General features: G+C 38.8%; 24 protein-coding genes. 18 read left to right on the top strand and 6 right to left on the bottom strand.

The window, feature by feature from the left end; genetic code table 11:
- Positions 1–46 precede the first annotated feature (46 nt).
- Positions 47–652, top strand: a complete 606-nt coding sequence (locus PGP85_RS02895; RefSeq protein ID WP_270326012.1) for a dienelactone hydrolase family protein — start codon at positions 47–49, stop codon at positions 650–652.
- Positions 653–814: 162 nt separating this feature from the next.
- On the opposite strand, the gene PGP85_RS02890 is transcribed toward PGP85_RS02895, so the two are convergent.
- Positions 815–2,713, bottom strand: a complete 1,899-nt coding sequence (locus PGP85_RS02890; protein ID WP_090407545.1) for a PfkB family carbohydrate kinase — start codon at positions 2,711–2,713, stop codon at positions 815–817.
- Between the two features lie 219 nt (positions 2,714–2,932).
- Between PGP85_RS02890 and PGP85_RS02885 the strand changes: the two genes are divergently transcribed.
- The 7 genes from PGP85_RS02885 to rbsK are packed head-to-tail and all read left to right on the top strand — an operon-like array spanning position 2,933 to position 9,425.
- Positions 2,933–3,559, top strand: coding sequence for an ECF transporter S component (locus tag PGP85_RS02885; protein WP_270326010.1), 627 nt, complete (start codon positions 2,933–2,935; stop codon positions 3,557–3,559).
- A 12-nt stretch (positions 3,560–3,571) separates the two neighbouring features.
- A complete protein-coding gene (locus PGP85_RS02880) occupies positions 3,572–4,330 on the top strand; it encodes an energy-coupling factor transporter transmembrane component T (RefSeq protein WP_270326009.1) in 759 nt (252 codons plus the stop codon).
- 12 nt (positions 4,331–4,342) lie between these two features.
- On the top strand, positions 4,343–5,185 hold the full coding sequence (locus tag PGP85_RS02875) for an energy-coupling factor ABC transporter ATP-binding protein (RefSeq protein ID WP_270326008.1): 843 nt from the start codon (positions 4,343–4,345) through the stop codon (positions 5,183–5,185).
- Positions 5,175–5,999 carry an energy-coupling factor ABC transporter ATP-binding protein gene (locus PGP85_RS02870; protein WP_270326005.1) on the top strand — a complete coding sequence of 275 codons (825 nt, stop codon included), beginning with the start codon at positions 5,175–5,177 and terminating at the stop codon, positions 5,997–5,999. The genes PGP85_RS02875 and PGP85_RS02870 overlap by 11 nt, the downstream gene beginning before the upstream one ends.
- 43 nt (positions 6,000–6,042) lie before the next feature.
- The gene (locus PGP85_RS02865; RefSeq protein WP_090407530.1) at positions 6,043–7,491 is read left to right on the top strand and encodes an MFS transporter; all 1,449 of its coding nucleotides are present in this window, start codon (positions 6,043–6,045) and stop codon (positions 7,489–7,491) included.
- A gap of 21 nt (positions 7,492–7,512) precedes the next feature.
- Positions 7,513–8,460: a nucleoside hydrolase gene (locus PGP85_RS02860; protein WP_270326003.1), complete on the top strand. Its 948-nt coding sequence runs from the start codon at positions 7,513–7,515 to the stop codon at positions 8,458–8,460.
- Between the two features lie 53 nt (positions 8,461–8,513).
- Entirely contained in the window at positions 8,514–9,425 is a 912-nt protein-coding gene (gene rbsK, locus PGP85_RS02855; protein ID WP_270326002.1) for a ribokinase, read from the top strand.
- Positions 9,426–9,606: 181 nt separating this feature from the next.
- Here rbsK and PGP85_RS02850 read toward each other — a convergent pair whose 3' ends face one another.
- Together PGP85_RS02850 and PGP85_RS02845 are read right to left on the bottom strand one after the other, a co-directional pair.
- Positions 9,607–11,865 carry an excinuclease ABC subunit UvrA gene (locus PGP85_RS02850; protein ID WP_270326001.1) on the bottom strand — a complete coding sequence of 753 codons (2,259 nt, stop codon included), beginning with the start codon at positions 11,863–11,865 and terminating at the stop codon, positions 9,607–9,609.
- Positions 11,862–12,290 (bottom strand): MarR family winged helix-turn-helix transcriptional regulator, encoded by a 429-nt coding sequence (locus tag PGP85_RS02845; protein ID WP_270325999.1) that lies wholly within the window; start codon positions 12,288–12,290, stop codon positions 11,862–11,864. Before PGP85_RS02845 ends, PGP85_RS02850 begins: the two co-directional genes overlap by 4 nt.
- Before the next feature lie 244 nt (positions 12,291–12,534).
- Here PGP85_RS02845 and PGP85_RS02840 point away from each other — a divergent pair, with 244 nt between their 5' ends.
- From PGP85_RS02840 to PGP85_RS02810, 7 genes are all read left to right on the top strand, one after another.
- A complete protein-coding gene (locus PGP85_RS02840; protein WP_270325997.1) occupies positions 12,535–15,105 on the top strand; it encodes a sigma 54-interacting transcriptional regulator in 2,571 nt (856 codons plus the stop codon).
- A 160-nt stretch (positions 15,106–15,265) separates the two neighbouring features.
- Positions 15,266–15,679 (top strand): PTS sugar transporter subunit IIA, encoded by a 414-nt coding sequence (locus PGP85_RS02835; protein WP_270325995.1) that lies wholly within the window; start codon positions 15,266–15,268, stop codon positions 15,677–15,679.
- A gap of 18 nt (positions 15,680–15,697) precedes the next feature.
- Positions 15,698–16,189 (top strand): PTS sugar transporter subunit IIB, encoded by a 492-nt coding sequence (locus PGP85_RS02830; RefSeq protein ID WP_270325993.1) that lies wholly within the window; start codon positions 15,698–15,700, stop codon positions 16,187–16,189.
- A gap of 15 nt (positions 16,190–16,204) precedes the next feature.
- Entirely contained in the window at positions 16,205–17,014 is an 810-nt protein-coding gene (locus tag PGP85_RS02825) for a PTS mannose/fructose/sorbose/N-acetylgalactosamine transporter subunit IIC (protein ID WP_270325991.1), read from the top strand.
- Positions 17,011–17,835, top strand: a complete 825-nt coding sequence (locus PGP85_RS02820) for a PTS system mannose/fructose/sorbose family transporter subunit IID (protein ID WP_010742304.1) — start codon at positions 17,011–17,013, stop codon at positions 17,833–17,835. The genes PGP85_RS02825 and PGP85_RS02820 overlap by 4 nt, the downstream gene beginning before the upstream one ends.
- A 15-nt stretch (positions 17,836–17,850) precedes the next feature.
- Positions 17,851–20,025 carry an alpha-galactosidase gene (locus PGP85_RS02815; RefSeq protein ID WP_270325990.1) on the top strand — a complete coding sequence of 725 codons (2,175 nt, stop codon included), beginning with the start codon at positions 17,851–17,853 and terminating at the stop codon, positions 20,023–20,025.
- 3 nt (positions 20,026–20,028) lie between these two features.
- Entirely contained in the window at positions 20,029–21,690 is a 1,662-nt protein-coding gene (locus PGP85_RS02810) for a glycoside hydrolase family 13 protein (protein ID WP_270325989.1), read from the top strand.
- Between the two features lie 52 nt (positions 21,691–21,742).
- Here PGP85_RS02810 and PGP85_RS02805 read toward each other — a convergent pair whose 3' ends face one another.
- The gene (locus tag PGP85_RS02805; RefSeq protein ID WP_270325988.1) at positions 21,743–22,123 is read right to left on the bottom strand and encodes a MerR family transcriptional regulator; all 381 of its coding nucleotides are present in this window, start codon (positions 22,121–22,123) and stop codon (positions 21,743–21,745) included.
- Positions 22,124–22,173: 50 nt separating this feature from the next.
- Positions 22,174–23,352, bottom strand: coding sequence for an iron-containing alcohol dehydrogenase (locus PGP85_RS02800; protein WP_270325987.1), 1,179 nt, complete (start codon positions 23,350–23,352; stop codon positions 22,174–22,176).
- 316 nt (positions 23,353–23,668) lie between these two features.
- Here PGP85_RS02800 and PGP85_RS02795 point away from each other — a divergent pair, with 316 nt between their 5' ends.
- Positions 23,669–24,193 (top strand): MarR family winged helix-turn-helix transcriptional regulator, encoded by a 525-nt coding sequence (locus tag PGP85_RS02795; protein WP_010742299.1) that lies wholly within the window; start codon positions 23,669–23,671, stop codon positions 24,191–24,193.
- Positions 24,194–24,198: 5 nt separating this feature from the next.
- Entirely contained in the window at positions 24,199–24,561 is a 363-nt protein-coding gene (locus tag PGP85_RS02790; RefSeq protein WP_270325985.1) for a rhodanese-like domain-containing protein, read from the top strand.
- A 56-nt stretch (positions 24,562–24,617) separates the two neighbouring features.
- Here PGP85_RS02790 and PGP85_RS02785 read toward each other — a convergent pair whose 3' ends face one another.
- Entirely contained in the window at positions 24,618–25,037 is a 420-nt protein-coding gene (locus PGP85_RS02785; protein WP_010742297.1) for a hypothetical protein, read from the bottom strand.
- A gap of 350 nt (positions 25,038–25,387) precedes the next feature.
- Here PGP85_RS02785 and PGP85_RS02780 point away from each other — a divergent pair, with 350 nt between their 5' ends.
- The gene (locus tag PGP85_RS02780) at positions 25,388–26,245 is read left to right on the top strand and encodes a MurR/RpiR family transcriptional regulator (RefSeq protein ID WP_270325983.1); all 858 of its coding nucleotides are present in this window, start codon (positions 25,388–25,390) and stop codon (positions 26,243–26,245) included.
- Positions 26,246–26,346 lie beyond the last annotated feature (101 nt).

The following is a 26,346-nucleotide window of genomic DNA, read 5'->3' as shown; positions in this document are numbered from 1 at the left end:
CGTATTTATATTTCAGCATAAATTATTTTCTAAGGAGATTTGCATTATGAATGATAAAAACCTAATAAAAGGATCAGAAAATGCGGTAATTATTTTGCATGAAATATATGGACTAAATCAGTTTATACTTGATGTTTGCAATCAATATTCAGAAAAAGGATACGATGTATTTTGTCCGGATTTATTAGGGAACAATAAAGTGTATTCCTACGCTGAGGCAGATAAGGCATATCAAAACTTTGATGAAGAGATAAAACATAGTTCACATAAACATTTGTTAAAACTGAGCGAAAGGATAAAAAGTAAATACAAACACCTATTTATTATTGGATTTAGCGTGGGAGCCACTGTTGCTTGGAGCATCTTAGAAAATGAGCTTTTTGATGGGGCTGTTTTATATTACGGGTCACGAATTAGAGATAATATGCAAATAAACCCTGAGTGTCCCACGCTGTTGATCCTTGCAGAGCATGAACAATCCTTTCAGCCACAGGAAATAATGGAAAAATTAATTGATCGGAAGAACATCTCAGTTACAATGTTTGATGCAAAACATGGTTTTATGGATCATTACTCCGAAAATTATTGTCCTCGCTCAGCTGAAATTGCTGAACAATTGGCGACAAGTTTTATATATAAATTGGACTATTAGTGCATTCACGTAATTGAAATGTTCCACTCATATGATAATGAAAAGGTGAAAAAGGACCAAAGAATCAGATTATGATTCTTTGGTCCTTTCTTAAGTTTAACAGGCTATTTGTTGTAATTGATCACGCTTTATGATTGGATGACAAGTTTTAGAGACTTAGGCTCAGTCTTTTAATAACAGATGGGGCTCTTTTTTAGCAATAAAACTTTCTAGAGTCATACGATCAACCAATGCAGTAGTTATCCCATCACGCGAGACTAAAAATCCAGCTGCATAAGTAGCAATTTGAATAGCTTTTTCCAAACAATAACCTCGTAATAGATAGGCCGCTAAAGAACTGACGAATGCGTCACTTGCTCCAGTACTGTCAACTGCTGAAAAGTCAGCAGCCGGGAAGAACTTTTCTTGTTCGGCATTCCTCAAATAACAACCTCGTTTCCCTAAAGTGACAATCACATTCTTAACTCCTTTAGAAAGTAAATACTCTGTCTTTTTTTCAATAGTATCAAAAGCTGGACAAACAGAGGCTAGTTCTTCTTCATTCGGAATGAAATAACTAGTTTTAGCTAGAAGCATGTCAGAAATAGTTTTTGAGGCAGACGGTTTTAAAATAATTTCAACGCCCTTTTCAGTTGCCATAGAGCAGGTACGTTCCACGGTATCTATCGGAATTTCTGTTTGTACGAGACAGTATTTTACATTGGAGAATAAATCGTGATTTTTTTCAATATAGGCGGGTGATAGCTCCGCATTTGCTCCAGGTAAAATTGAAATCATAGAATCTCCACTAGATTCTACAAAAATGTACGCTTGGCCTGTCTCTGTGTCGTCTGAACGAGATACTCCCTCAGTGTTAACGCTATTTTTTTTCAACTCCTGAAACATGTTGTTCGAGTCACTGTCAGATCCAACACATCCGATTAATCGAACCTGATGTCCAAGTTTGGCCACCCCAACAGCTTGATTCAAACCTTTTCCCCCCGGACGTTTACTCAAGTTGGATAAAAGATTTGTTGAACCGTTATGAGGAAGTTTTGATGAATAGAGATAAGTATCCATGTTAATGCTTCCCACAACGAGAATTTTTGGTCGTTCATTTTCAGCTGGTAGACCTATTGATTTTGTATTATTCAAAACCATTTCTTCACAGAAAGGCTGTAGCGCCTCGTCTTTAGTGATCAAATCAATAAGTGATTGACAGACATATTTACCAAAACTTGTATTGCTGATAGTAATGGTTGAAAGGGCATCTTGATAATTTTTATATTTTACTTCTGTTTCATCACGGATGGAGAGTAAGGAATAATCCTTTGGTGCTTTTAATCCACTTTGCATAGCTAAATTATAGAGTTCAATCGATTTAAAGAAATCCGCAGAGACAAATCCAGAAATTTGTTTTTCGATAATAAAATCATTTATGCCATAGTCTAATGTTTGAACGATCAAGGAATTTTCAAATTTTAGATTGTAATCAAAAAGAGCTTGTTTATAACCGGCGATAAAAGCTTCATTGCTATTATCATCTCCAATAATACATGCAATTTTCTTATGTTTTCGTTCAAGTAATTGTTTTGTTAGGTAGTACGCCGCCTTCTCATAGGGGAGAGAAAGAGCTATATCTTCTTCCATTTGTCCAACTAACACTAATGGAATATCTAAAGATTCAATATGATTTCGATTAATTAAACTGCTTTCATTTATCGGGTCCCAAATAATCCCATCTACTTGTTTTGTTCCTAAAGCAGTAATATTTTTTAGTTCTTGTTTATGATCTCCGAAACTATTGAAAATTATGGGACTGTAGCCTTTTTGTTGTGCATAATCAATCATCCCATTCAACGCATGATCAACATAATCCAAGGAGTTAATTAATATACCAATCGAACCAGTCGTTGTAGCATTGTTGATGGTGGATGAATAGGGAGTGTAATTGTATTCATGAACAATTTTTAGTACTCTTTCACGGGTTTCTTTACTAATGCTGGCGTCCTTTTTATTCACAATCTTTGAAACTGTTGATACAGAAACACCTGCTAATTTTGCGATATCTCTTATATTCATATGCTTCTCCTTTTCCCACGTCTTCTTACTTTCTCATCATACTCAACCTGTTCAAAAAGGGTCAAGTGCGTTTAGTCAAAAAAACTAAATAATTTTTACAGAACAGAAAAAAACAGGTTGACAAACTTAATGTGTGATGATAAATTCTAACCAAGGAAAACGTTTTCCGAAAATGTTTTCTTGAATTAATTCTATCACACATCAAAGAGGGGAACTACAATGAAAAATATTTTTCAAGCATTTCTCCATAAACACTTTTCAACAAAGGCACTTGTATTAATTCCAATCGCTGTCGGAATTAATTTAATTGGAGGGACTTTGTGCTCTGCATTAAAGTTACCGCTCTTTCTAGATATGATTGGAACGGTGTTAGTAGCTTGTTTAGCAGGGCCTTGGGTAGCAGCACTTTGTGGATTAATCACGAACTTATTTTTGGCTATTGTGACAAATCCAGTATTCTTCCCCTATGCACTTGTAAGTATTTTATGCGGGCTAGTAACAGGTTATCTGGTAATGGCTGGCTTTTTCAAAAACGTGGTGGGAGCGATAGTCACCTGGTTAGCTTGTACCTTAACGAACTCCCTTGCTTCATCCATAATTACTATCTTTGTCTATGGAGGAGCAACCGGGATTAATACCAGTTCTCTTGCAACAGCAGCATTAATTGCCGCTACTAAACAAATCGTTCTTTCTGTTTTTTCAACTTCATTGATAGAGAACCTAGTTGATAAAGGATTAGTTTTTCTAATCGTCTATTGGTTAGTAAAGAAAATACCAAAACGTTTTTCAAGTCAATACGCTCCATTGGACGGGGCATCATTGGTCAATGACAGAGAGAAGAACTGAAGGTGAATATCTATGAATAATAACTTGTATAGAGCTGTAAAAGAAATAAATCCTGTTACTAAACTGATACTTGTATTAAGTTTTGGAATTGGATCTATGATTTACCCTAGTCCAGGTTTAGCATATTGCATTTTAATGATGAGTTTGACTCTTGCTTGGTTTATTGGTTTGGGTAAAAAAACTAGTTTTTTAGTTCTGGGATTTGGTGTACCTGTCACATTGATGCTGCTTTTTATTCAAGGGTTGTACAGTCCTAAAAATGTCACAGTAATCGCTGATCTCGGATTTGCTCAGGTGGGTCTAGAAGGATCGTTATATGCGTTAAAAATTTCTTCTACACTGTTAGTTTTTCTGGCAACATTTTATCTTTTTATGCAAACGACCAGGAACTCAGAAACTGTGGCTGCACTTACTCAATCGGGTCTAAACATGAAAATAGGCTATCTAGTTTTAGCAAGTTTGAATGTTGTCCCTCAAATGCAAAGAAAAGTGAAAATCATTCAAGAGGCTCAGGAATCCAGAGGAGTCGAGGTAACGGGTAACTTTATCCAACGAGCGAAAGCGTTTTTACCGCTGATAGGTCCAGTTGTTCTTTCTTCACTGACGGATGCTCAAGAAAGAGGAATGACTTTAGAGACAAGAGGCTTCAGTATTAAGGGAGTAAAACCTATAAGTTTTGTTGAGGTTAAGAAAGGTAAAAGCGACACGGTTCTTAAAGGCTTTGCTGTACTGTTTTTATTATTTACTATGGCTATTCGATTTTGGAGATGAGGAGCTAGATGAATGGATACGATAATTGAGGCAATCGACTTTTCTTATCGATATAACGAGGCACCAGATGCGGCATTGAGAGAGGTCAATTTTAGTGTAGAACAAGGAGATTTTGTCGCAGTGATTGGTGCCAATGGTGCTGGAAAGTCAACTTTATGTAATGCACTCGCAGGTCTAATTCCTAATTTTTTCGTTGGATATACTGAGGGATCAATTGAGATTGAGGGTAGAAAAACATCTGCGGTCGGAGTCGGCGAGCTTTCTCAAAAAGTGGGGTTGGTTTTCCAAAATCCATTCAATCAGCTTTCCTACACTGCTGATACAGTTAGTGAGGAATTAGCTTTTGGATTGGGAAATAGAGGATTACCAAAAGAAGAGATGCTAGAAAGGATTTGTAGAGTTGCCGAAGTCGTTAAAATCACTGATTTACTTGATAGAAATCCATTAGAACTTTCTGGCGGCCAGGTTCAGAGAGTTGCATTGGCAGCAGCAATTATTCTAGAGCCAAAAATTTTGGTTTTAGATGAATGTACTACTCAGCTAGATCCAGTCGGTAGTCACCAAATAATGAAAACGGTTCGAAAACTTAATCAAGAAGGCATGACTATTATAATGGTGGATCATGATATGGAAAAAGTTGCCGAATTAGCCAACCAAATACTGGTAATGCAAAAAGGTAGATTAGTTCTAAATGATACACCAGAGAATATTTTCAGTAATCCTAATTTAGTTGATTTTGGTGTGACTGCACCGGATTACTATAGTATATCTAAGGATTATGTTTCAGAATCAATTATTTTAACCGAAGAACACGCAACTAAGAAATTGCAGGAGGTGCTGGCAAGTGCGGATTGAGGTCAAAGAACTCGTCCATGAATATCCATCGGGCGATATTGCATTGAATGGCATCAACACCATTTTTGAAGGTACAGAACCGGTTGCAATCATTGGACAAAACGGTGCAGGGAAAACAACATTTGTTAAGCACCTGAATGGCTTATTGCGTCCGACTAACGGGGAAATTTTAATAAATGGCGAAAGCATCATGAACCACACCACTGCTTTTTGGTCTAGAAAAATTGGCTACGTCTTTCAAAATCCAGATAATCAGCTATTTTTAGAAAGTGTAAAAAAAGAATTTGAGTTTGGTCCAAAGCAACAAGGGATACCTAAAAAAGAAATCGCTGAAAGAATGAAAAAAGTGGCCGATCTAGTTGGACTAACTGATAGTCTATCCGTTCATCCATTTGACTTGAATGCGACAGAGAAAAAGTTCTGTACAATTGGTTCGATTTTGATGATGAATCCGGAAATGATCATATTGGATGAACCAACATGCGGACAGGATCTTGAGGGAAATCAACGTTTAGCCAGGATCATTTCTGCATTGAAGGATAATAATCAACTATGTATAACGATTACGCATGATATGAAGTTTGTTGTAGAAAATTTCGATCAACTAATCGTTATGGCAAAAGGTCGAATTCTCAAGAAGGCAAGCAAAGAAGAGATTTTTTCGAACACTGAAATTCTAAAAGAAAGTAACGTGAGCCCGCCGCCAATTACTCGAGTGGGACATTCATTAGGTTTAGAAAAGTCTGTTTTTACTAAACAGGACTTCCAATATCAGTTCGAAAAGAAAAGAGAAGAAATTCGTATATACAGGTGACATCACCTTTTATATAAAGAGATTAAGAAAGAGGGGACTAAGAATGGAGACAACAAATGAGAGAGAAAAAATAGTTGGTGTTCCGATACCAGAAGAGGGAAGTAAAGAGTTCGATAAAATGAATCGTATGGCTAAGAAGGCCATACCTCTAATTTTATTGATATTTACATTTGGTATTTTGGAGCAGCAGGCCTTTGGAATGATCTTTGTCAATATTGGCCAACAATTAGGAGCAACAAATTTAGCACCACTTATTACTTCTATTCCAGGAATTATTTTAGGAATTGTTTGTGTTGTTTATGGCGCGCTTGGTGATTTTGTTTCATTAAAGAAAATGACTTTGTTAGGAGTAATTATATTTGTTATAGGTTCCATCATTGGATTCGGATTTGGCCCGAGTAGTATTTGGGCAGTAGTTATTGCACGTGTTTTACAGTCAGCAGGTGGACAAGTAGCGGGTTCTGTCTTTTTAGTACTAGTATCCAAGTACATTGCCAAAGAAAATCGAGTAATTTACTATGGTATTTTTGTTGCTGTATTCCGTTTCTCAGCTGCTTTAGGTGTAGTGGCGGCTGGATATATTACAAAAATTGACTGGCGTTGGTTGTTTGCCGTTCCAATTTTATCCGTATTATTCATTCCATCATTGGCTAAAAATTTACCAGATGAACATGCGGAGGGAGCAAATATTGATTGGCTTGGATTTGCTTTGATTGGAGCATTTGCCGGAGCAATGACTATGTTCTTTACAGATATGAATGCTTTTTGGGCAATTTCATCAGTTGTAACATTAGTGTTGTTTTTCGTTTATATTAACAAGGCGAAAAATCCGTTTATCACACCTGAATTTTTGAAAAACCCTGCACTGATTGCTACTATGTCAGTCATCTTTATCGGTTACTTCTTTAGTTATACCTTGAATGCCGGAGTAAACGCGATTGGATTAAACGTCTTCGGTATTGATTCGGCACAAGTATCATTACTTTTAGTTGGTTCTATTTTGTTAGCAGCTGTTTTAGGGTTTGTCTGTGGACCTGTTGTTAAAAAAATCGGACGTTCCGCAGCAATTATCATGGCTTTATCTTTTATGGGTCTTGGTTTACTAGCAATTGCGTTTGCGATTCCACATGGTAAAGTATGGGCTTTAGCATTAGCTCCTTGTATTTACTATTTTGGAACATCATTCTTCTACTCACCAATTGTTGACACGGCGACATTGACTGTTTCTCCTGAAGAATCTGGACGTGTATTAGGCGTAAATGATTTGGTACAAGCAATCACTGGTTCTGTAGGGGTAGCAGTATTTGGTGGCATGATGTCCTCAGGAGTAATGTCCGGCAGCAGCATTGTTGGATCTTCAGAGGGTGCTGCATCAACCTACGCCAATATTTTCTTAATTGGCGGCGTAATTGTATTGATAGCCCTAGTGATCTTTATCGTTACTAAAAAAATGATTTATACCCGTAGTGAAAAAGCTCAACAAAGCAAATAGAACTGTATTGGAGGACTAATAATGGTAAAGAAGGTAATTTTAGATTGTGACCCAGGTCATGATGATGCGCTAGCGTTGTTGATGGCCATTGCATCAGATAATATTGACTTATTAGCAGTGACGACATCTGCAGGAAATCAACTTCCTGAAAAAACATATATCAACGCAAAGAGACTTTTAACACTAGCAAAGAGTGAAAAAATTCCAGTTGCAAGAGGAGCAAGTAAACCGTTGCGTCGAGATCTAATTATTGCAGACGATGTGCACGGAGAGTCAGGGATAGATGGTGCTGAACTACCAGAATCATCTATCCAAGATCTGGATATCTCAGCAAACGACTTAATAGCAAAAATTCTAAGAGAATCCGACGAAAAGATTACACTAATTGCTACAGGTCCATTAACCAATATCGCGATTTTCTTGATGTCTCACCCCGAATTAAAAGACAAAATTGAAATGATTTCCTTTATGGGAGGAGCCTGCTTTGGAGGGAATATGACACCTCATGCGGAATTTAATATTTATGTTGATCCTGAAGCGGCCGATATTGTTGTGAAGTCTGGAGTTCCTGTTGCTATGTTCGGCCTAGATGTAACCTTAAAGGCTCAACTATTTGAAGAAGATATAAAAGAAATCCGAAGTATCGGAAATCAGGTTGCAACAACAATGGCTGACCTTTTGGACTTTTTCAATTTGACAACAACACGTCCATTTTGGGCGGATGAGAATCATGTTGAAGGAATCCATATGCATGATCCATGTGCTGTCGCGTACGTTATTGATCCAGAAATGTTTACTGTATACCCGATGAATGTCCAGGTTGAAACTAGTGACACATTGGCATTAGGAAGTACTGTAGTTGATTATGATGATGTTTATAAAAAAGAAAAAAATGTTCAAGTTGCTTTCGATCTAGACCTAGATAAATTCAGAAAATTGACTATGGATACGATCAGCTATTTTTCGTAGACCTTTTTGAACAATTACAACGTAAGTGAAGACAATTGGAGTGAAGTGCAGAGATGAATAATATTGCGGTAGTAGGAAGCATTAATTTGGATACTACGATTCGAACGGAAAACTTTCCAAAACCAGGTGAGACAATTCATTCAAAAGAAGTATTTACAAATGGCGGTGGGAAAGGAGCCAATCAAGCAATTGCGGCGGCTAGAAATGGCGCTCGTGTTAGTTTTATTGGTGCAGTAGGTAATGACGAAGGCGGGAAAGCCCTCGTAGATTTGCTTGAACAAGACGGTATCAACACTTCAGGGATTGATCATTTGGATAATGCAAGAACTGGTAGTGCCTATGTAACCGTTGATGATAACGGAGAGAACAGCATTGTGATTTATGGCGGAGCAAATCAGGAAGTCACAAATGAGCATATTTTAGATAATCACCAACTCATTTCAACTAGTGATTATGTGATAGCTCAATTAGAGACCAACTTGTCGAGTATTGAGAAGAGTTTCGAGATAGCACAGAAAGAATCAGTTTTAACAATTCTGAATCCTGCTCCAGCACCAGAATTCTTGCCTGAGCAAATTGTTCAAGCAACGGATATTCTAGTACCAAATGAAATAGAACTTGAGACAATCAGCGGAATTAAAATCGCTGATGAAGAGGATTTATTGGCAGCAGCAGAAAAAATTCATGAATTGGGTGTTAGGGTTCTCATCGTGACACTAGGGAATAAAGGATCTTTCTATTCTATCTCAGGAGAAAAGACGGGAGTTGTTCCAGCATTTAAAGTCAATGCACTGGATACGACAGCTGCAGGAGATACTTTTATTGGTGCATTTGCTTCAAAATTATCTCATGATTTAAAAAATATAGAAGAGGCAATAAAGTATGGCAATAAAGCTGCTTCCTTAACAGTTCAACGCTATGGCGCTCAGCCAGCTATACCATATGACAGTGAATTTACGATATAAAAGAAGCTTGAATGAATTCTATAATTTGAAACAAACACTTCCCAAAATTTTTGAGAAGTGTTTGTTTGTATTTATTATCGATATCAAAACTTTCAAGAGGAGAAAATAATTTTGATAGTGTTGATCGATGAATTTACCCTATTCTTATTAAATAAAAAGTGAATAATACAATCATACTATTTCACTTCCTCAAAAATTTTCTAAGATGTTTAGCAGTATATGAATTTTCGTTACTCAAAAGGTCAATAGGGTATCCTTGAAAAATAATTTTTCCGCCATTGCTGCCGCCACGTGGACCTAAATCAATGATCCAGTCAGCCTGACTAATAATCGACAAATTATGTTCTAAAACAATAATTGTTTTTTTCATCTGTTTTAGTTTAAGTAGGAGCTCCAACAAACTCTTGATGTCATGTTCATGTAATCCTGTACTGGGTTCGTCAAAAATAAGAATCGAGGAATGTTTTAAATCCTTTTTTAGTAACATCGCAGCAATCTTTAACCGTTGCCTTTCACCGCCGGATAAGGTATCTAAACTTTGACCCAAGGTGATATAGGCTAAGTTTACTTCGATTAAAGCCAATAAAGCTTCTTTTACTTCCAGTGAAATCATCAATGGGTAAGCCTCAGCGACCGTTAATTGAAAAAAATCAGCTATTGTATATCCGTTCCACCGATAAGATAGCGCTTCCTCATTGTACCGTTTCCCATGGCACTTTTCACATTCTTGACGAACGTCCCCCATATAAGCTAGATCATATTTTATGTAGCCTTTTCCTTTGCATTCTGGACAAGCTCCGGCCCCATTAAAGGTAAAAAGGGAGGTAGATTTACCTGCTATTTTCGCATAGGTTTGTCTGATTGAATTGAAAATATTTAGATACGTTAATACGTTAGAACGATTGCTTCCCCTAATGGGAGTTTGATCAAACGTAATTGCTTCTGGATATTTCTCCATAAAAAGCGTTCGAATCAAGGTGCTTTTTCCAGAACCAGCTAGACCAGAAACAATGGTCATGGCCTCTTTAGGGAGTTTAGCTGATTGTCGCTTTATGTTATGAGCACTTACGTTTTCTAAAGCGTAAAATTCAGAATAGTTTTTTCTTTCTGAGTCAAGCTCATGCTTGGTTGTTAAAGCATTTGCGGTCAGAGTATCAGCATCTAAAAACTTTGAGAAGTTTCCTTGAAAAGTGATTTTTCCACCGTTCACGCCAGCTCCGGGACCTAGATCAATGATAACATCGGCCAATTTAATAATATCTGGGTCATGATCAACTAAAACTACGGTATTTCCTTTAGTTTTTAATGATGAGAAAATCCGGTTTATTCCAATAATATCCTCGGGATGCAGACCAACACTCGGTTCGTCAAAAATATAAAGGATATCTGAAAGTGAGCTGTTCAAATGTTTGACCATTTTTAAACGCTGCGATTCACCGCCAGATAACGTTCCAGTAGTTCGTGCAAGCGTTAGATAGTCTAAACCTACTGATACCATTGTTTCTAAACGATTTTTCAGATCACTTAAAATGGTGTCAATGTGTTTGTTTTCGATTGTATTTAAAAAGGAAAGCAATTCTTGAATCGGCATTTTCACACAATCAGCGATAGAAACATGATTGATTTTCGCTGAACGTACAAAAGAATTAACCCGACTTCCTTGACATTCTGGACACTCGATTGTCTTAGTAACTCGTTCAATATCTTTTTGATAAGTATTTGTGTTTTTTTCAATCACTGTCTTTTGAATGCGCTCGATTACGCCAGTATAATATCCAGTTTTTGGAAATTTTTCTGATGCATTGGGTGGCTTACTGCCTTTATCATAAAGCAGTTTTTCTAGTTCAGTCGGAGAAAATTGTTTTATTTTTTTATGATTGTCAAAATAACCTGATTCAGTATAACGAGTTAAACGCCAACCACCTGGCTGGAAAGTGGGAAATCGAATGGCACCTTCGGCAAGTGAGCGATCAAAATCCAATAGCTGGTTAAGATCAAACGTCAAATTTTCTCCTGTTCCTTGACAGAGGGGACACATTCCTGCTGGGTTATTGAACGAATAGGTCATTGAATAGCCGATAAAAGGTTGAGCAATCCTTGAGTAAAGTAATCGTAAGGAGGTATAAATATCAGTAGCAGTACCAACCGTTGAACGAATATTCCCACCAATCTTTTTCTGATCAATCACGATTGAGACGGGTAAATCTACAATTTTATCCACAATTGGACGTTCATAATGAGGAAGAATCTGTTGAACATAACTAGAGTAGGTCTCATTTAACAGACGTTGAGATTCCGCGGCTAAAGTATCAAATATCAGAGATGACTTTCCTGAACCGGAAATGCCAGTGACTACTGTGATTTTTCCTTTAGGAATTGATACGGAGACGTTTTTTAAATTATTACTCCTAGCACCAAGAACATTGATTGTTTTCGTCATTGGTCAGAGGTCCTTTCTTGTTCAAGTGCATGGGTTAAACGATTAGCTAATTGTGTAAAAAGTTGTTGTTCTTCTGGATTAAAAATCTCTGTAGCAGTTTCATAGAGAAAAGTATGGCCGGCATCAACAGAATCAAGAAAGTCTTCTCCAGATTCAGAAAGGGTCGTCATTAATCCTCGCCCATCCTGTTGACTGACAGATTGTGTGATATAACAGTTCTCTTTCAACTCTTTAATTGTTTTCGAAAATTTGGAAGGGCGGATGTGCAACTGTTCAGATAGCTGTGTAGGAGAGGATGATCCTCTTTTTCGTAATAAATTTAAAATATCATATTGCAGCCAAGAAAGTCCGTTGGGATTAACTAAGTTTCGTTCCGCAACCAGTTCGCATTGTAGCTGGATCAAAGCAGATTCTAAATTAGACATTATAAATATCCTCCTGAAAATTTAGTTTCTATTTAGAAATTATATCCTGAGTGTAATTAATTTTCAATCTTAACTAGTCTTATTTTTATTGCTTAGTGAAAAGAAAGAAGAAATGAGCAGAGGACAGCTTGACTTTTTCTTTGTGATTGATTCTAATTGTTTTTAAAGGGTCTCCTCATTTTTAGAAATTGCAATGCTACAATATGGGAGAGCGAGTACTTGAAAAAATGTTGGAGGTGACTACATGAAACGATCAAGATATGTTATTTACGATCATTTAGAAGAATTATCGAATCAGCATAAACGAGTCACCACTATGGATATAGCAGAAAGCACCGGGTTGAGCAGAAATGTTGTGACAACGTATCTTTCTCAACTTTTAACGGAAGGATTAGTAGAGAAATATGGCACGCGTCCCGTTTATTGGCAGCCTGTGCAGGAACAGATAGATCCTTTCGCGATATTTATCGGTGCAGATGGCAGTTTAAAAGAAGAAATTGATGAATGCAAGGCAGCAGTGACATATCCGCCGAAAGGTTTTCCGGTTTTGATTACTGGTGAATCTGGAGTAGGAAAAAGTTATTTGGCCGCACTGATTCATCAATATGCGATTGAACAGGAAGTGATCGCCAAGACTGGTCGTTTTGTTACATTGAATTGTGCAGACTACGCGAATAATCCTGAATTGCTCTCATCCGTGCTTTTTGGTTATCGCAAAGGGGCTTTTACGGGTGCCGATCAAGACACGGAGGGATTGATACAACAAGCAGATGGCGGGTTTATCTTTTTAGATGAGGTGCATCGTTTAAACAGTGAGAATCAGGAAAAATTGTTTACGTTGTTAGATTTGGGGAAATATTACCCACTCGGAGAAAAGGAACAGGCGATTGAAGTGGATCTGCGATTCATTTTTGCTACGACGGAATCTTTGGATGAAACACTGCTGCGGACATTTCAACGAAGAGTACCTATGGTGATTCATTTGCCGGCGTTTCATGAACGGCCGATCCATGAGCGGTTGAAAATTACTTTAAGCAATTTTGTGCAGGAATCAAAGAATTTGAATAAAGAATTTGATTTGAGTTTAGCAGAAGTTTTTCAATTGGTGAATCAGCAGTATAGGGGGAATTTAGGAGATTTAAAAAATCGTGTTCGTTTACTTTGTGCGCGTGCTTTTATGGATCAAAAGGAACAATCGGTGATTGAATTAGGAACGCAAACAGAGGGCGGAATTCGAATTGCTCATGACACGGCATTTGATTTAGAGATCAACCGATTGTTTGAAGACCGATTTACTCAATTAACGCAAGCCGTCTTGGTTTTTGAGAAGCTTTCCGAAATGAATGAATGTCGTTTTCTGATACAAACGGAGATCAAAAAAATTCACAGACAGTTTAATCGATCGGACTTAACGACGTTGATCGTCGACAGTTATTTAGAAATAATTAAGCAGCAACTAGCGATTCAACGAAGGCGTTACGGCGTTTTCAATCAATTAGAAAAAGATTCTTTGCAGCAAGCAGCATTGATTTTGTATCTTTTTGTAGAAGCAAAGGATCAACAGTATCAACTAGATGATGTGATTGAACGAGTGAAGGAGTTGTATCCACGCTCTTATTATTTGATTGGGGAACTGATCGACGACCTTAGAAAGACACTGCAAATTGAAGAAAAAGGAATTGACTATTTAAAGTGCTTGTTCTTGTTTATTTTGATTGGTGAAGAGCATCAAGAAATCGAAAAGGTTCCGTTTCTTTGTTTGCTGTTATCTCATGGGAGCATGGCATCCAGTATTCAAACGGTCGTTAATAGTTTGTGTCAGAATTATTTATTTGAAGCGTTTGATATGCCGATCGATGCTTCCATGAAACAAATCAGCTTGGAAGTTACGAAGTTCATTCAAAAACAAACCAAGCAAAATCAAGAAGTGATTCTGCTGTTTGACATGGGTTCGCTTAGTCAGATGTATAAAGAAATCAAAAAACAATCAGATGCCGATTTGCTGGTGATTAATAATCTGACAACTTCGATGGCCTTGGACGTCGGGTTGAAGGTACAGCAGCAAATGTCTTTTAAAGAAATTGCTAAAAAGGCGGAGAGCTATAGTGAATTGACAAATGTTCAATATTTCGAAGGAATCTCGCAAAATAGAAATATTATCGTATCTTGTATGTCAGGCGCAGGTCTTTCCGAGGAAATCAAGCGGATCATGAATCAATGCCTGCGGGAAGACACTGAAATCATTACGATGGATTATAAGGATTTGAAGCAAACGTTGAGTTCACATGATTTAGATTATTTCTCTAATACGCAGATGATCTTGACGACCACTGATATTGACTCTTTTGAGGCACTATCGATTTTAAATATTTATGACGTGATGGAACAAAGCGGCGCGGAACAGCTAAAACAACTGCTAATGCAAAATGGGGAGTCGGAAGAAAATTGTGAGGCTCTTTTAGAACAGCTCCTGCAATTCTTTACGCTAGAGGGAATCGGTGCACGTTTGCAATTTTTAAATCCAAAGATTGTGATTCAGGAAGTGCAAGAGATTATTGAGAAGTATGAACAATATTACGAGTTAAAATTGAGCGGCCGCGATTTATTAAATATTTCGATGCATATCGCCTTGATGATCGAACGTTTGATGGTTAATCCTGAAGAAGAGAGTGAACCAGAGATTTTGGATGATGAGAAAAAGGAATTCTATGGCGTTTCAAAAAGTATTTTCTATGCGGTCGAGAAAAAATACAATATCGCGGTAGATGACTACGAACTTTCTTTGATGTACGAGTTGCTTAGAATGCATTTCTAGTATCTGCTTAAAATAGTGCTTGTTTTATTAAGCGCTATTTTTTTGTGCTTAATGCCGCTTGCTAGACGTACATTTTGATAATTGGCACGGGACTTGCTTTTAATAAAGTGAGAAAGAGATACGAATGAAATTACTCTTAATAGGAAAAAGGAGGGATAGCATGACAAAATTTGCGATCGCGACACATGGTCAATTTGCTAAGGGATTAGAAAGTACGTTAGAACTGTTCGTCCCAAATGAACGAATCACTTATTTATCCGCTTATGTTGAAGACGAGCCTTCAATAGATGAACAGTTATCGAAGTTTTTTGAAGCATTAGATGGAGAGTCGGCCGTTGTTTTTACAGATTTATTCGGCGGCAGCGTGAATCAAAAGGTTTTATTGGAAAGTTCAGGGAAAGGTGTTCAGATTATAGCGGGATTTAATTTATCGTTAGTCTTAGAGGTGATTTTAAATAAAGAGCCGTTGACAGAGGAACGTCTAGCAGAACTTGTTGCTTCTGGACGTGAAGCGATGCAGATCGTTTCACCAATCGAAACGATGGAAGCTAGTGAAGAAGAGTTTTTTGCATAACAAAAGGAGGAAAAAGAAATGATTAAGGCATTACGAGTAGATGAACGTTTGGTCCATGGGCAAATTGCTATGGTTTGGTCCAAGGAATTGAAATTAAAAGGGTTAGTGATTGCCAATGATGAAGTGGCGAATAACGAAACACAAAAAATGGCGTTGCAGATGGCCGTACCATCGACAGTTAAATCAATCATCAAAGATGTGGATGATGCCATCAAGCTATTGAAAAATCCTAAGGCAAGTGAAATGAATTTGATGGTATTAGTCAAAACAGTAGAAGATGCGCTACGAATCGCAAAAGAAATTTCTACGATCGAATACGTCAATATCGGCAATGCCGGAAAAATGGTGCAGGCAGAGAAAACACAAATTACTAAATATGTCATGTTGACCGATAGCGAGATCACAGCGTTGAAGGAATTAGTCGAAGTATATCCGGAAACGGCCTTTCAGGCGGTTCCTTCTGAAGAAAAAGTTTTAGCAAGTTCGATCATCAAAGACCAAAAATTATAAAAAGGAGCGGTAAATATGTTAGATGCATTTTTAGTTGGGTTAGTGGTATTCCTTTGTGTCGGTGGACATGAATTGATTGGATTTTCGCTATTGTTTCGCCCGATTGTTGTCGGACCATTTCTTGGATTACTAATGGGTGATGTGCAAACGGGGTTAAAAATTGGGGCGGCATTAGAAACGATTTTCATGGGAGTCATTAATATTGGTGGTGCCTCAGCGGCGGAACCAGGATTAGCAACTGCGTTAGCGACCGGCTTTGCCATAAAATTAGGCGGCGGTGTCGATGCAGCAATCGCATTAGCTTTACCAATCGGAATTTTAGGACAACAAATCAAATTAGCAATTTATATTTTATTCAGTGGTTCGATGGCACCGGTTTTTGATCGATTAGCAGCAGAAGGCAAACAAAAACAATTCACTTATCTGCATTTTGGTGTTTGGGGAATTTGGTTCTTTGCATACTCATTGATTCCGTTTTTCGCGATGTTGTTTGGAGCAAATGCGGTTCAAGCAGCGTTGAACATGATTCCAGAGGTGATTATGAACGGGTTGTCCGTAGCAGGTAACTTATTACCAGCAGTCGGGATGGCGATGCTACTACGAATGCTTTGGGAAAATAAAATCGCGGTCTTCTTTTTCTTAGGGTTTGTGCTGGTAGGCTATCTCAAGTTACCGTTAGTCGCGGTTGCGGTCATTGCCTTTATCGGAGCTATACTAATCGCGCAAAGAGATTATCAATTAAATAAACTTGAAAAAGCGAAACCAGCCGTTGCAGTGCAGGCCGCAGCCAATGTCGATCAAGAAGAGGAGGACTTTTTCGCATGAGTAAAATAGGGAATGATTTGACTAAAGAAGAGAAAAAATTAGTTCGCCAAATGTTTTGGCGTTCGCAGACGCTATATGTTTCAGTAAATCCGGCGAAGCAGGGAGCAAATGGTTTCTGTTACTCGATGATGCCCTTCATCAATGCTTTTTATAAAGAAGAGGATCAAAGAAAAGAAGCGTTAGTTCGTCACATGTCGTATTTCAACACGACTGTCCCAATGGTGTCCTTTATCATGGGGATCGCGGCATCGATGGAAAAGGAAAATTCGGAAAAAGCAAACTTCGATGTAGCTTCGATTAACGCGGTAAAAACTAGTTTGATGGGACCTTTGGCTGGAATTGGAGATTCGATTTTTTGGGGTGTATGGCGCGTTATCTCGGCGGGGATCGCGGTCGGTCTAGCAACGAGCGGCAATGTCTTGGCCCCGTTAGTCTTCTTGGCACTATTCAATATCCCACAATGGTTAACGAGATATTACGGCGCATTTTTAGGCTATTCACTAGGCTCGAAATATATTGAACGGCTTTATTCGGAAGGGCTGATTGGGATTCTAACGAAAGGCGCTAGTATGGTTGGTTTAATGATGGTTGGGGCAATGACGAGTTCCATGGTCGTCTTCCAGACAAAACTTTCTTTTGCGATGCAAGGGGAAACAGTCATGAAACTGCAAGAGATGCTGGATCAGATTTTTGTCGGGATCGTACCGCTTTTATTGACACTGCTTTGCTATTACTTGTTAAAGAAAAAATTCAGCATCACTGTATTGATGTTAGGGATCATCGTTTTAGGGATCATCCTTTCCGCTTTAGGAATTGCATAGAGAGGACAGAAAATTATGATTTATTTTGATGAACAAACGGGTATTTTTCATCTCCAAGGACGAAAAACCAGTTATCTCATTCAAAGAAACCAGCAAAATCATCTTTTTCATCTATTTTGGGGAAGCCGCTTAGCCAAGCGCTTCCCTGATTATTTATTGAAAGAGATAAAACGGGCGAGTTACTTAGCTGATACCGACCATATTAAGGAATATAAATTGGAGCGGCTTCCGCAAGAATATCCGGCTTTTGGTAATAGCGATCTGCGCAAACCAGCTTTTCAATTGACTTATCAGAACGGAACGAAGATCAGCGATTTTCGCTATCACTCTCATGAAATATATTCTGGCAAACCAAAGTTGGCGGAATTACCAAGTTTGCGAGACAGTGAAGAGTGTCAAACACTGGTCATTCACTTGATCGATGCCTATCAAAGGCTGAAAATACGATTGTTTTACACTTTGTATGAAAAGTCAGACGCGATCACGCGCCATACGGAACTGGAAAATTTTGGGGATTCAATCGTTGAGATTGATCAATTGAATAGTGCCTGTGTAGAATTGCCGACAAGCAATTTAGAACTTTTGCATTTAAGCGGGGCTTGGGCGCGGGAAGTCGGCATTCAACGGACACCACTTAGTCAATTAAATTATCGTATCGAAAGTCTGCGAGGCGGCAGCAGTCACGAGCACAATCCATTTATCGCTTTACTTGAAAAGAGAACGAATGAAACTGCTGGCAAGGTTTACAGTATGAATCTGGTTTATAGCGGTAATTTTGAAGCGACTGTCGATGTCGATCAGCAGGAAGCAGTACGAATGCAGATTGGGATCAATTCAGCGACCTTTGGCTGGAACTTGAAGCCTCAAATGACGTTTGTCTCCCCAGAAGCGGTGTTGATTTTTAGTGATCAAGGCTTGCAAGAAATTAGCCATAAATATCATCAGTTGTATCAAAATCATTTACTTACCCCGCGATTTGCTAAAAAAGAGCGGCCGATTGTGGTAAACAGTTGGGAAGCTAGTTATTTTGATTTGAAGGAACAGGAGCTTGTTGACTTGGCACAACGTTCGAAAGAACTAGGGGTTGAAATGTTTGTTTTGGATGACGGCTGGTTTGGTCAACGAAATGATACATCTAGTTCTTTAGGCGATTGGTTTGTGGATCGAAAGAAGTTTCCAGAAGGGCTTGACGCGTTCATCAAGAAAATTAAAACGATCGGATTAGATTTTGGACTTTGGGTCGAACCGGAAATGATTTCGGAGGATAGCGATTTGTATCGTGTCCATCCTGATTGGTGTGTAGAGGTTCCCGGCCGATTGAAATCTTACTCGCGCGGACAGTGGGTACTTGATTTAGTAAATCCGGCTGTTCAGAATTATTTAATAGAAACATTGACGAAGCTTTTTCAAGAGCAGGAAATTGACTATATCAAATGGGACTGGAATCGCAGCATCACCGAGGCGGGTTCAAATGTTCTACCAGCAGCGCAGCAAAAAGAATTTTATCATCGCTATATCTTAGGATTGTATCGTGTGATTGAAGAATTAACGAGTCGCTTCCCAGAGATTCTATTTGAAAATTGCGCAGGCGGCGGCGGTCGAAATGATCCCGGAATGCTTTATTATATGCCGCAAACATGGGCAAGTGATGATACTGACGCGATCGAACGCTTGAGTATCCAAGAGGGAACCAGTTTGATCTATCCACCGATCACGATGGGCTGTCATGTATCTCAAGTACCCAATCATCAAATCGGGCGTGTGACTTCCTTACAGACACGAGGCGTAGTAGCGATGCAGGGAAACTTTGGTTATGAGTTGGATCTGACAAAATTATCACAGGCTGAACAAGCCGGGGTCAAAGAGCAAACCACTTGTTTCAAAGCTATCCGTAAAACCGTTCAGCTGGGTGAAATGTATCGGTTAAGCACCCTTCAAGGTACTAACGCTAAAGCGTGGCAATTCATCGATGAGTCACAAGTTGTTGTTTCGTATGTTCAAGTGCAAGCGAAACCGAATTTGCCCTCTAAGCGTTTGAAACTAGTCGCTTTGGACGCCGATTCTTGCTATGAATTACCTAATGGTGACCATAGATTTGGGGATGAATTGATGGCATTTGGTCTAGCGATTGATACGGTAAAAGAGGATTTCTTTAGTCAACAATGGGTATTAAGAAAATTGGAGGAGTAACCAATGACAGAATGGTGGAAACAAGCAGTTTTCTATCAAATTTATCCGAAGAGTTTTAAAGACACAGATGGCGATGGGATCGGGGATTTGAACGGGATTCGTGAAAAACTTCCTTACTTAAAAGAATTGGGTGTCGATGCTTTATGGATCAGTCCGATCTATGTATCACCACAGGTGGATAACGGTTATGATGTGGCGGATTATCGGCAAATTGATCCAATGTTTGGAACGAATGAAGAAATGTATCAACTGATCGAAGAGGTTCATGCCAAAGAAATTAAAATCGTGATGGATTTTGTGGCGAATCATACGTCGGATCAATGTTTATGGTTTCAAGAAAGTCGTAAATCGTCCGATAATTTTTTCAGCGACTTCTATATTTGGAAAGAGGCTAAGTCGGATGGATCAGCGCCAAATAATTGGGGCTCGAGTTTCGGCGGTTCGGCATGGAGCTGGGATGAGTCGCGCCAGCAGTATTATTTACACTATTATGCCAAAGAACAACCCGATCTCAATTGGGAAAATCCGACTGTTCGCGAATACATTTATGACATGATGCGTTTCTGGAAAGCGAAGGGTGTAGACGGCTGGCGGATGGATGTTGTAACCTCCATTTCTAAAAACTTGGATTATCCAGACAATCCGAGGGCTTTTACTACAGAAAATCAGCAGAATGGTCCGCGAATGCACGAATTTATCCATGAGATGAATCAAGAGGTCTTGAAACCTTTTGAAATGATGAGTGTGGGTGAGTCGCCAGCGGCTAAATCAACGGATGCTCACCTGTTAGTCGATCCGAAAAGAGAAGAACTGGATATGATTTTCACATTTGAGCATATGCATGTCGATCGTAAAAAAGGCGATGTCAATGGTCGCTGGGCTTTGAAATCAATGGATCTGCCGGATTTGAAGAGGATCCTGTCTGCATGGCAGAAGGAGTTGCGAGGAAAAGGTTGGAATGCTTTGTATTTTGAAAACCATGATCGTGCTCGTGTCATCTCACGCTGGGGGAACGATGAAAGGTATCGCTATGAATGTGCTACAGCCTTTGCGACGATTCTGCACGGATTGCAAGGGACGCCTTTTATTTTTCAAGGAGAAGAAATCGGTATGACAAATGCGAGGTTTGACTTGGAGGAGTACGAGGATATCGAGTTGCGCGGCAATTTCGAATTTTATGTTGAGCAGCAAAAAACGATGTCAAAATCCGATTTTTTAGCCGCCGTTCATAAAATTTCCCGGGACAACGCTCGAACACCGATGCAGTGGGATCAAAGTAGTCATGCAGGCTTCAGTCAAACGACGCCTTGGTTCAAGGTCAATCCCAATTATCAGGAAATCAATGTCGCCGCGGATCAAGAAAGTCAAAAATCAATTTTTCACTTTTATCAGCAGCTGATCCAATTACGTCACTCGGAGACGATTTTGATTGAAGGAACATATGACTTGCTTTATCCGGAAGATGGCGCCTTGTTTATTTATCAGAGAAAGCTTGATCAAAAAAATTGGTATGTCGTTGCTAATATGTCGGAGGAGATCCAAAAGCTGCCAAAAGAATTATTTGAACAGCAAGCGGATTTCAAAATCAAAAATAATGAAGAACGTCGTGATTTATTGATGGACTTGTTGCCATATGAGGCTTTTATTGTTGAGCTGACCAACTAAAAAACGGGAAGTGAAGGGTATCCTTTACTTCCCGTTTTACGTTATCGGCATATTATTGTTTAGTCATTGCAGCCTCATGAGCTCTGGTATATTTACCAATTTTCCGATCAATCTTATTAAGATAAGTTTGAGTTTGCGCTAATTGTTTTTCAACCTCTTGTTTGTGATCGGTAAAGAAATTGAGCCGTTTTTCAAAGGTCGGATCGCCGTCCATTGACCACTCCACGAATTGTCGAATATCGCTTAATTGCATTCCGGTATCTTTTAAACATGTAATAATTGATAGAAATTCAAAATCTTCTTCCTTGAAATGACGCCGCCCATTTTTATCTCGCGCAACAAAGGGCAGCAGCCCTTTCTGATCGTAATACCTTAAAGTATAGGTACTAAGTCCTGTTCTTTTAGAAATATCTCCAATTTTATACCCCATCATTTTCTCCCTCTAACTGTCTTTTCTTCTATTTTAACAGATGAAAAGATGGATTAACGGGAACATTTTAGAATCGCATAAACATCCGATACAGCCAACTTTTTAACGATGCCAATCGTTCCATCTGGTCGATAGTCGCATTTTTCAGCCATTTCCTGTAATTCTGCTTCCGTAGGATTTAGTCCTAATTCCTTTAAATTAGTGGGCATCTTGAGTGCATGATAAAAGTTTTCCATCGCATGTATGCCTTTTAATGCGGTTTCTTCAGCATCAGCACATGGTTCGACATCCATGACGTTGACTGCAAATTGCACGAAGCGTTCCAGCCGTTCTTTAAAAACATAGCGGGCCCAATTAGGCCATACAACTGCCAAACCAGCACCATGAGTAACATCGAACATGCCGCTTAATTCGTGTTCGATCTTATGGGTCGCAAAATCACCGCCGTCAGTACCAAAGCCAGTCAATCCATTGTGGGACAAGCTGCTTGCCCACATTACTTCTCCACGCGCTGCCAAATTTTGCGGTTCCTTGGCTAACAGCAGCGCATTTTTCTTAACCACCCGCAATAGACTTTCACTGATGGCATCGGTCAGCTCTAGATTATCGCCGTGGTTGAAATAACGTTCCATCGTGTGCATCATAATGTCCACACATCCGGCGGCCGTTTGATAATCAGGCAAAGTCAACGTTAATACTGGGTCCATAATACTAAAGAGCGGCCGGCTCAAATCGCTACCGCAGCTGCGTTTTAAATTACCAGCTTCATTCGTGATCACTGAACTGTTGCTCATTTCACTGCCTGCTGCAGCGATTGTCAAAATGGTTCCGATCGGTAAACAAGCTTGGGGCAGGGCAGAGGTACTGTAATAATCCCAAACGTCTTGTTCATTAGCAGCTCCGTAACCAATGGCTTTGGCGGAATCAATAACGCTGCCACCGCCAATCGCCAGAATAAAATCAACTTTTTCGGTCTTTGCTAAGCTGATACCTTGATAAACCAACGATAAAACTGGATTTGGAACCACGCCGCCTAACTCCACAAAGTCGATTTTTTTACTTATTAGAGATTGCTTGACATGATCAATCAAGCCAGAGCGAAGTGCACTTTGCCCGCCATAATGGATCAAAACTTTTTTGTAGCCATAATTGGCGATGATATCTCCGATTTGTTTTTCTGTATCTGCTCCAAAGATCACCCTTGTTGGGGCATAGAATTGAGTTTGATTCATTTTTACCACTCCTTTTTTATCCAAAATAAAACTATTTATTAGTAGTTTTATAAATAAGGTACGTTCTTTTTACGGAAAATCCGACTGATTTCGAGAAGCTGCGGCTTTGCTAGGGGAAAACTTTCGAAACGTCAGACGTATAATAGCCCCTTTGATTTCACTCTAATACTTCGAGTACACTCTAAGTCAACAAGATTTATAAATTATTTTGAGGGAAATGAGCTCAACTTACTTGAGACATAGCGTTTGACAATTAAAAAATCTGCGTTATACTAAATATAGTTAGCCGGCTAATCACATTAAAGAGGAGAGTGCAATGGAGAATTTTACGTTTAAGGATCGTCCAGATAATCAGCGGATTCAACTAACGATTGACCACTATGCTGAATCATCGGATTCAACGATTGCATCATTATTTCTAGATTTCCAATGGACATTTCGGGAAATGCAGAAGGCATATGACTCTGTTTTGGAGCAGTATGATCTTTCAGAATCCAAATTTATCATTCTGATGTTTTTGGAGCGGGCAGCGGATCATTCGCTGATGCCGTCAGAATTGGCGGATAAATTAGGTGCATCCAGAGCGACGATCACGAAGCTTGTAAATAATATGGAACGTGCTGGGATGATCCAAAAAATCCCTTCTCTCACAGATAAACGAGCAGTCCAGGTTCAATTGACCGATACTGGGAAAGATGTTTTGACTAAATTTTTGCCTAAAAACTTTGAGGCGGTAAATATTCTGCTTGAACAATTGGACGAAGAGGAGATCGAACAGTTTTTCCATTTACTGAATAAAATCAAACAAGGAACCAGCAATTTAACAAAAGAAATGGAGTAATTAAAATGAACGAAAAGAAAATCGAATTATTAGAAACCTATTTAAGCCTATATATCAACCACTTTGTTGTTTTAGAAAACATGGATCAAGCAGATTCAAAATATGTGGTGTTAGACGTTCGTAATGCACCAGCGCAAGTCAAAAAGGATCAGATCAAAGGGGCTATCGCGATGCCGGCTAAAGATCTGACGAATCATTTAGATGAATTGGATAAGGAAAAAACATATGTCGTTTACGATTGGACAGGCGGGACGCCCTTGGGAAAAACTGCTTTATTGATTCTTTTGTCCAATGGGTTTGAAGCGTATGAGTTGGCTGGAGCCCTTGAAGGTTGGAAAGGTATGAATTTACCGATTGAAGAAATTTAATAAAAAGGCGCCCTTCGATCATTTATTCAGCAATGATCGAAGGGCGTTTTTCTTTATTAACTGGCTGTTTGTATCTTCTTCATTTGATCGTTTGCCAGGAAGTAATCCGCGTAGGTCCAGCCGTTTCTTGGATGGAATTTTAAAATCTCTTCAGATTTAAGCTGTTCAATCAACTGCAATTGCTTCAATAATCTTTTTTCATCCAATTGAGCATACGCGTAAGGATCAATAAATGAAACAAAATAGAAACGATTGTTTAGTCGATTCAGATAGCGCAGATCCTTCATCAGCGGCAGACTTAACAAGAGGATATCACCTGATAAATCATGGATCGCATCTGGATCGAAGGCAACAACTTCAACTTGGATCGAAATACCTTCTTTTTCAGTTAATTCTTTAAAACGCGTGACTAGCATATCAGTAATACTGTTAGTGCCGGTTTCTTTGATGATCGTCAGTTTATTTAATTTAGTCATTTTGTTCATCCTTTCTATTATATGTATTTGAAATGGCAGGGGACATTTCTTGCACGTCGGTCATTTTTCTGTACGAAATTACCATAATACCTCGAGTCTACTTTAAGTCAACCTAAAAGAATGAAAAAGCTCGTTTGGAACAAAATATTTATTGTAACTTAACCTATTCATTCATCAGAAACCGCTTAAGTTGTTCCTTGAAATCATCATAACAACTGATACAATGACTTTAAATACTTTTGAAATAAACGAAAACAGTGTTCCAGAAACAACGCTGGGAAGCACTATTTTTTTGAAATGCTGTTTCAATAGTATACAGGGAGGGAATAACGATACTTTTACAAGAACGAATGGAGACGCATCCTTTTACGAATAGCGAGCAGCAGGTGATCGACTATTTACTTGCACAACAACGCAATATTAAAAATCAAACGACAGCCGAAATAGCCGAAGTTACTTATTCATCAAAATCGACTTTAGTCAGAATCGCAAAAAAATTGAATTATTCTGGTTGGATGGCATTAAAAGAGGCCTATCTCAATGAACTGGATTACCTAGAAAAAAGTATTTCTTGTATTGATGCGAATTATCCCTTTTCGAAACGGGATTCGCTCATGTCGATCGCTAACAAAATTGCTCAATTAGAAATCGAATCTATCGAGGATACACTTTCTCTGGTTACCCATGACGATTTACGAAAAGTTGTTGATATCATTGCCAAGACCTCATCGATCCATATTTTTGCGGCCAGCAATAATCTGCTGGTTGCTCAAGAGTTTTCTCATCAGATGAGCCGAATTCAGAAGGACGTACACATCCATTCTTTACAAGGGGAGATTTGGTTCAATGCCTATTTAGCCAAACCGGATTCGTGTGCATTGATGATTACTTATTCAGGGGAAACGGGGAGTTTGAATCAGGTGGCTGAAATATTAGCGGAACAAGAGATTCCGCTGATCACCATCACTAGCTTAGGTGAAAATAGTACGGCTCGTTTGTCTGAAGCAATTCTTAGATTGTGTACTCGGGAAAAACTCTATTCAAAGATTTCCACGTATTCGACCGATGCAGCAATCAACTATTTGCTGAATGTCATTTACTCTTGTGTTTTTGCGCTGGACTACGATAAAAATGTCGCCTTGAAAATAGCAGCCTCACGAAGAATTGAAAATGATCGATGTTCCGATTCCGATATCTTACGAGAGTAAGGGAGAAGAGGAGTAGGATGGCAAAAATTTTGATGAAAAACTTACCCTCTGCGGGGCACGCGATTCCGATTTTAACGTTTTATTCTGTTGTATCATAATCT

This window comes from Enterococcus malodoratus, assembly GCF_027659535.1.
Lineage (GTDB): Bacteria > Bacillota > Bacilli > Lactobacillales > Enterococcaceae > Enterococcus_A > Enterococcus_A malodoratus.
Note: the sequence above shows the minus strand (reverse complement) of the source record. Positions and strands in the feature narration are given on the sequence as shown.

What these genes read in the sequence shown, in the direction of transcription:
- PGP85_RS02780 (WP_270325983.1), top strand. Translation starts at nt 25,388, where the DNA reads ATGGAGACGCATCCTTTTACGAATAGCGAGCAGCAGGTGATCGACTAT.
- PGP85_RS02810 (WP_270325989.1), top strand. Translation starts at nt 20,029, where the DNA reads ATGACAGAATGGTGGAAACAAGCAGTTTTCTATCAAATTTATCCGAAG.
- PGP85_RS02875 (WP_270326008.1), top strand. Translation starts at nt 4,343, where the DNA reads ATGGATACGATAATTGAGGCAATCGACTTTTCTTATCGATATAACGAG.
- PGP85_RS02795 (WP_010742299.1), top strand. Translation starts at nt 23,669, where the DNA reads ATGGAGAATTTTACGTTTAAGGATCGTCCAGATAATCAGCGGATTCAA.
- PGP85_RS02850 (WP_270326001.1), bottom strand. Translation starts at nt 11,865, where the DNA reads ATGACGAAAACAATCAATGTTCTTGGTGCTAGGAGTAATAATTTAAAA.
- PGP85_RS02890 (WP_090407545.1), bottom strand. Translation starts at nt 2,713, where the DNA reads ATGAATATAAGAGATATCGCAAAATTAGCAGGTGTTTCTGTATCAACA.
- PGP85_RS02805 (WP_270325988.1), bottom strand. Translation starts at nt 22,123, where the DNA reads ATGATGGGGTATAAAATTGGAGATATTTCTAAAAGAACAGGACTTAGT.
- PGP85_RS02820 (WP_010742304.1), top strand. Translation starts at nt 17,011, where the DNA reads ATGAGTAAAATAGGGAATGATTTGACTAAAGAAGAGAAAAAATTAGTT.
- rbsK (WP_270326002.1), top strand. Translation starts at nt 8,514, where the DNA reads ATGAATAATATTGCGGTAGTAGGAAGCATTAATTTGGATACTACGATT.
- PGP85_RS02825 (WP_270325991.1), top strand. Translation starts at nt 16,205, where the DNA reads ATGTTAGATGCATTTTTAGTTGGGTTAGTGGTATTCCTTTGTGTCGGT.
- PGP85_RS02895 (WP_270326012.1), top strand. Translation starts at nt 47, where the DNA reads ATGAATGATAAAAACCTAATAAAAGGATCAGAAAATGCGGTAATTATT.
- PGP85_RS02830 (WP_270325993.1), top strand. Translation starts at nt 15,698, where the DNA reads ATGATTAAGGCATTACGAGTAGATGAACGTTTGGTCCATGGGCAAATT.
- PGP85_RS02785 (WP_010742297.1), bottom strand. Translation starts at nt 25,037, where the DNA reads ATGACTAAATTAAATAAACTGACGATCATCAAAGAAACCGGCACTAAC.
- PGP85_RS02845 (WP_270325999.1), bottom strand. Translation starts at nt 12,290, where the DNA reads ATGTCTAATTTAGAATCTGCTTTGATCCAGCTACAATGCGAACTGGTT.
- PGP85_RS02790 (WP_270325985.1), top strand. Translation starts at nt 24,199, where the DNA reads ATGAACGAAAAGAAAATCGAATTATTAGAAACCTATTTAAGCCTATAT.
- PGP85_RS02865 (WP_090407530.1), top strand. Translation starts at nt 6,043, where the DNA reads ATGGAGACAACAAATGAGAGAGAAAAAATAGTTGGTGTTCCGATACCA.
- PGP85_RS02860 (WP_270326003.1), top strand. Translation starts at nt 7,513, where the DNA reads ATGGTAAAGAAGGTAATTTTAGATTGTGACCCAGGTCATGATGATGCG.
- PGP85_RS02815 (WP_270325990.1), top strand. Translation starts at nt 17,851, where the DNA reads ATGATTTATTTTGATGAACAAACGGGTATTTTTCATCTCCAAGGACGA.
- PGP85_RS02880 (WP_270326009.1), top strand. Translation starts at nt 3,572, where the DNA reads ATGAATAATAACTTGTATAGAGCTGTAAAAGAAATAAATCCTGTTACT.
- PGP85_RS02885 (WP_270326010.1), top strand. Translation starts at nt 2,933, where the DNA reads ATGAAAAATATTTTTCAAGCATTTCTCCATAAACACTTTTCAACAAAG.
- PGP85_RS02835 (WP_270325995.1), top strand. Translation starts at nt 15,266, where the DNA reads ATGACAAAATTTGCGATCGCGACACATGGTCAATTTGCTAAGGGATTA.
- PGP85_RS02800 (WP_270325987.1), bottom strand. Translation starts at nt 23,352, where the DNA reads ATGAATCAAACTCAATTCTATGCCCCAACAAGGGTGATCTTTGGAGCA.
- PGP85_RS02840 (WP_270325997.1), top strand. Translation starts at nt 12,535, where the DNA reads ATGAAACGATCAAGATATGTTATTTACGATCATTTAGAAGAATTATCG.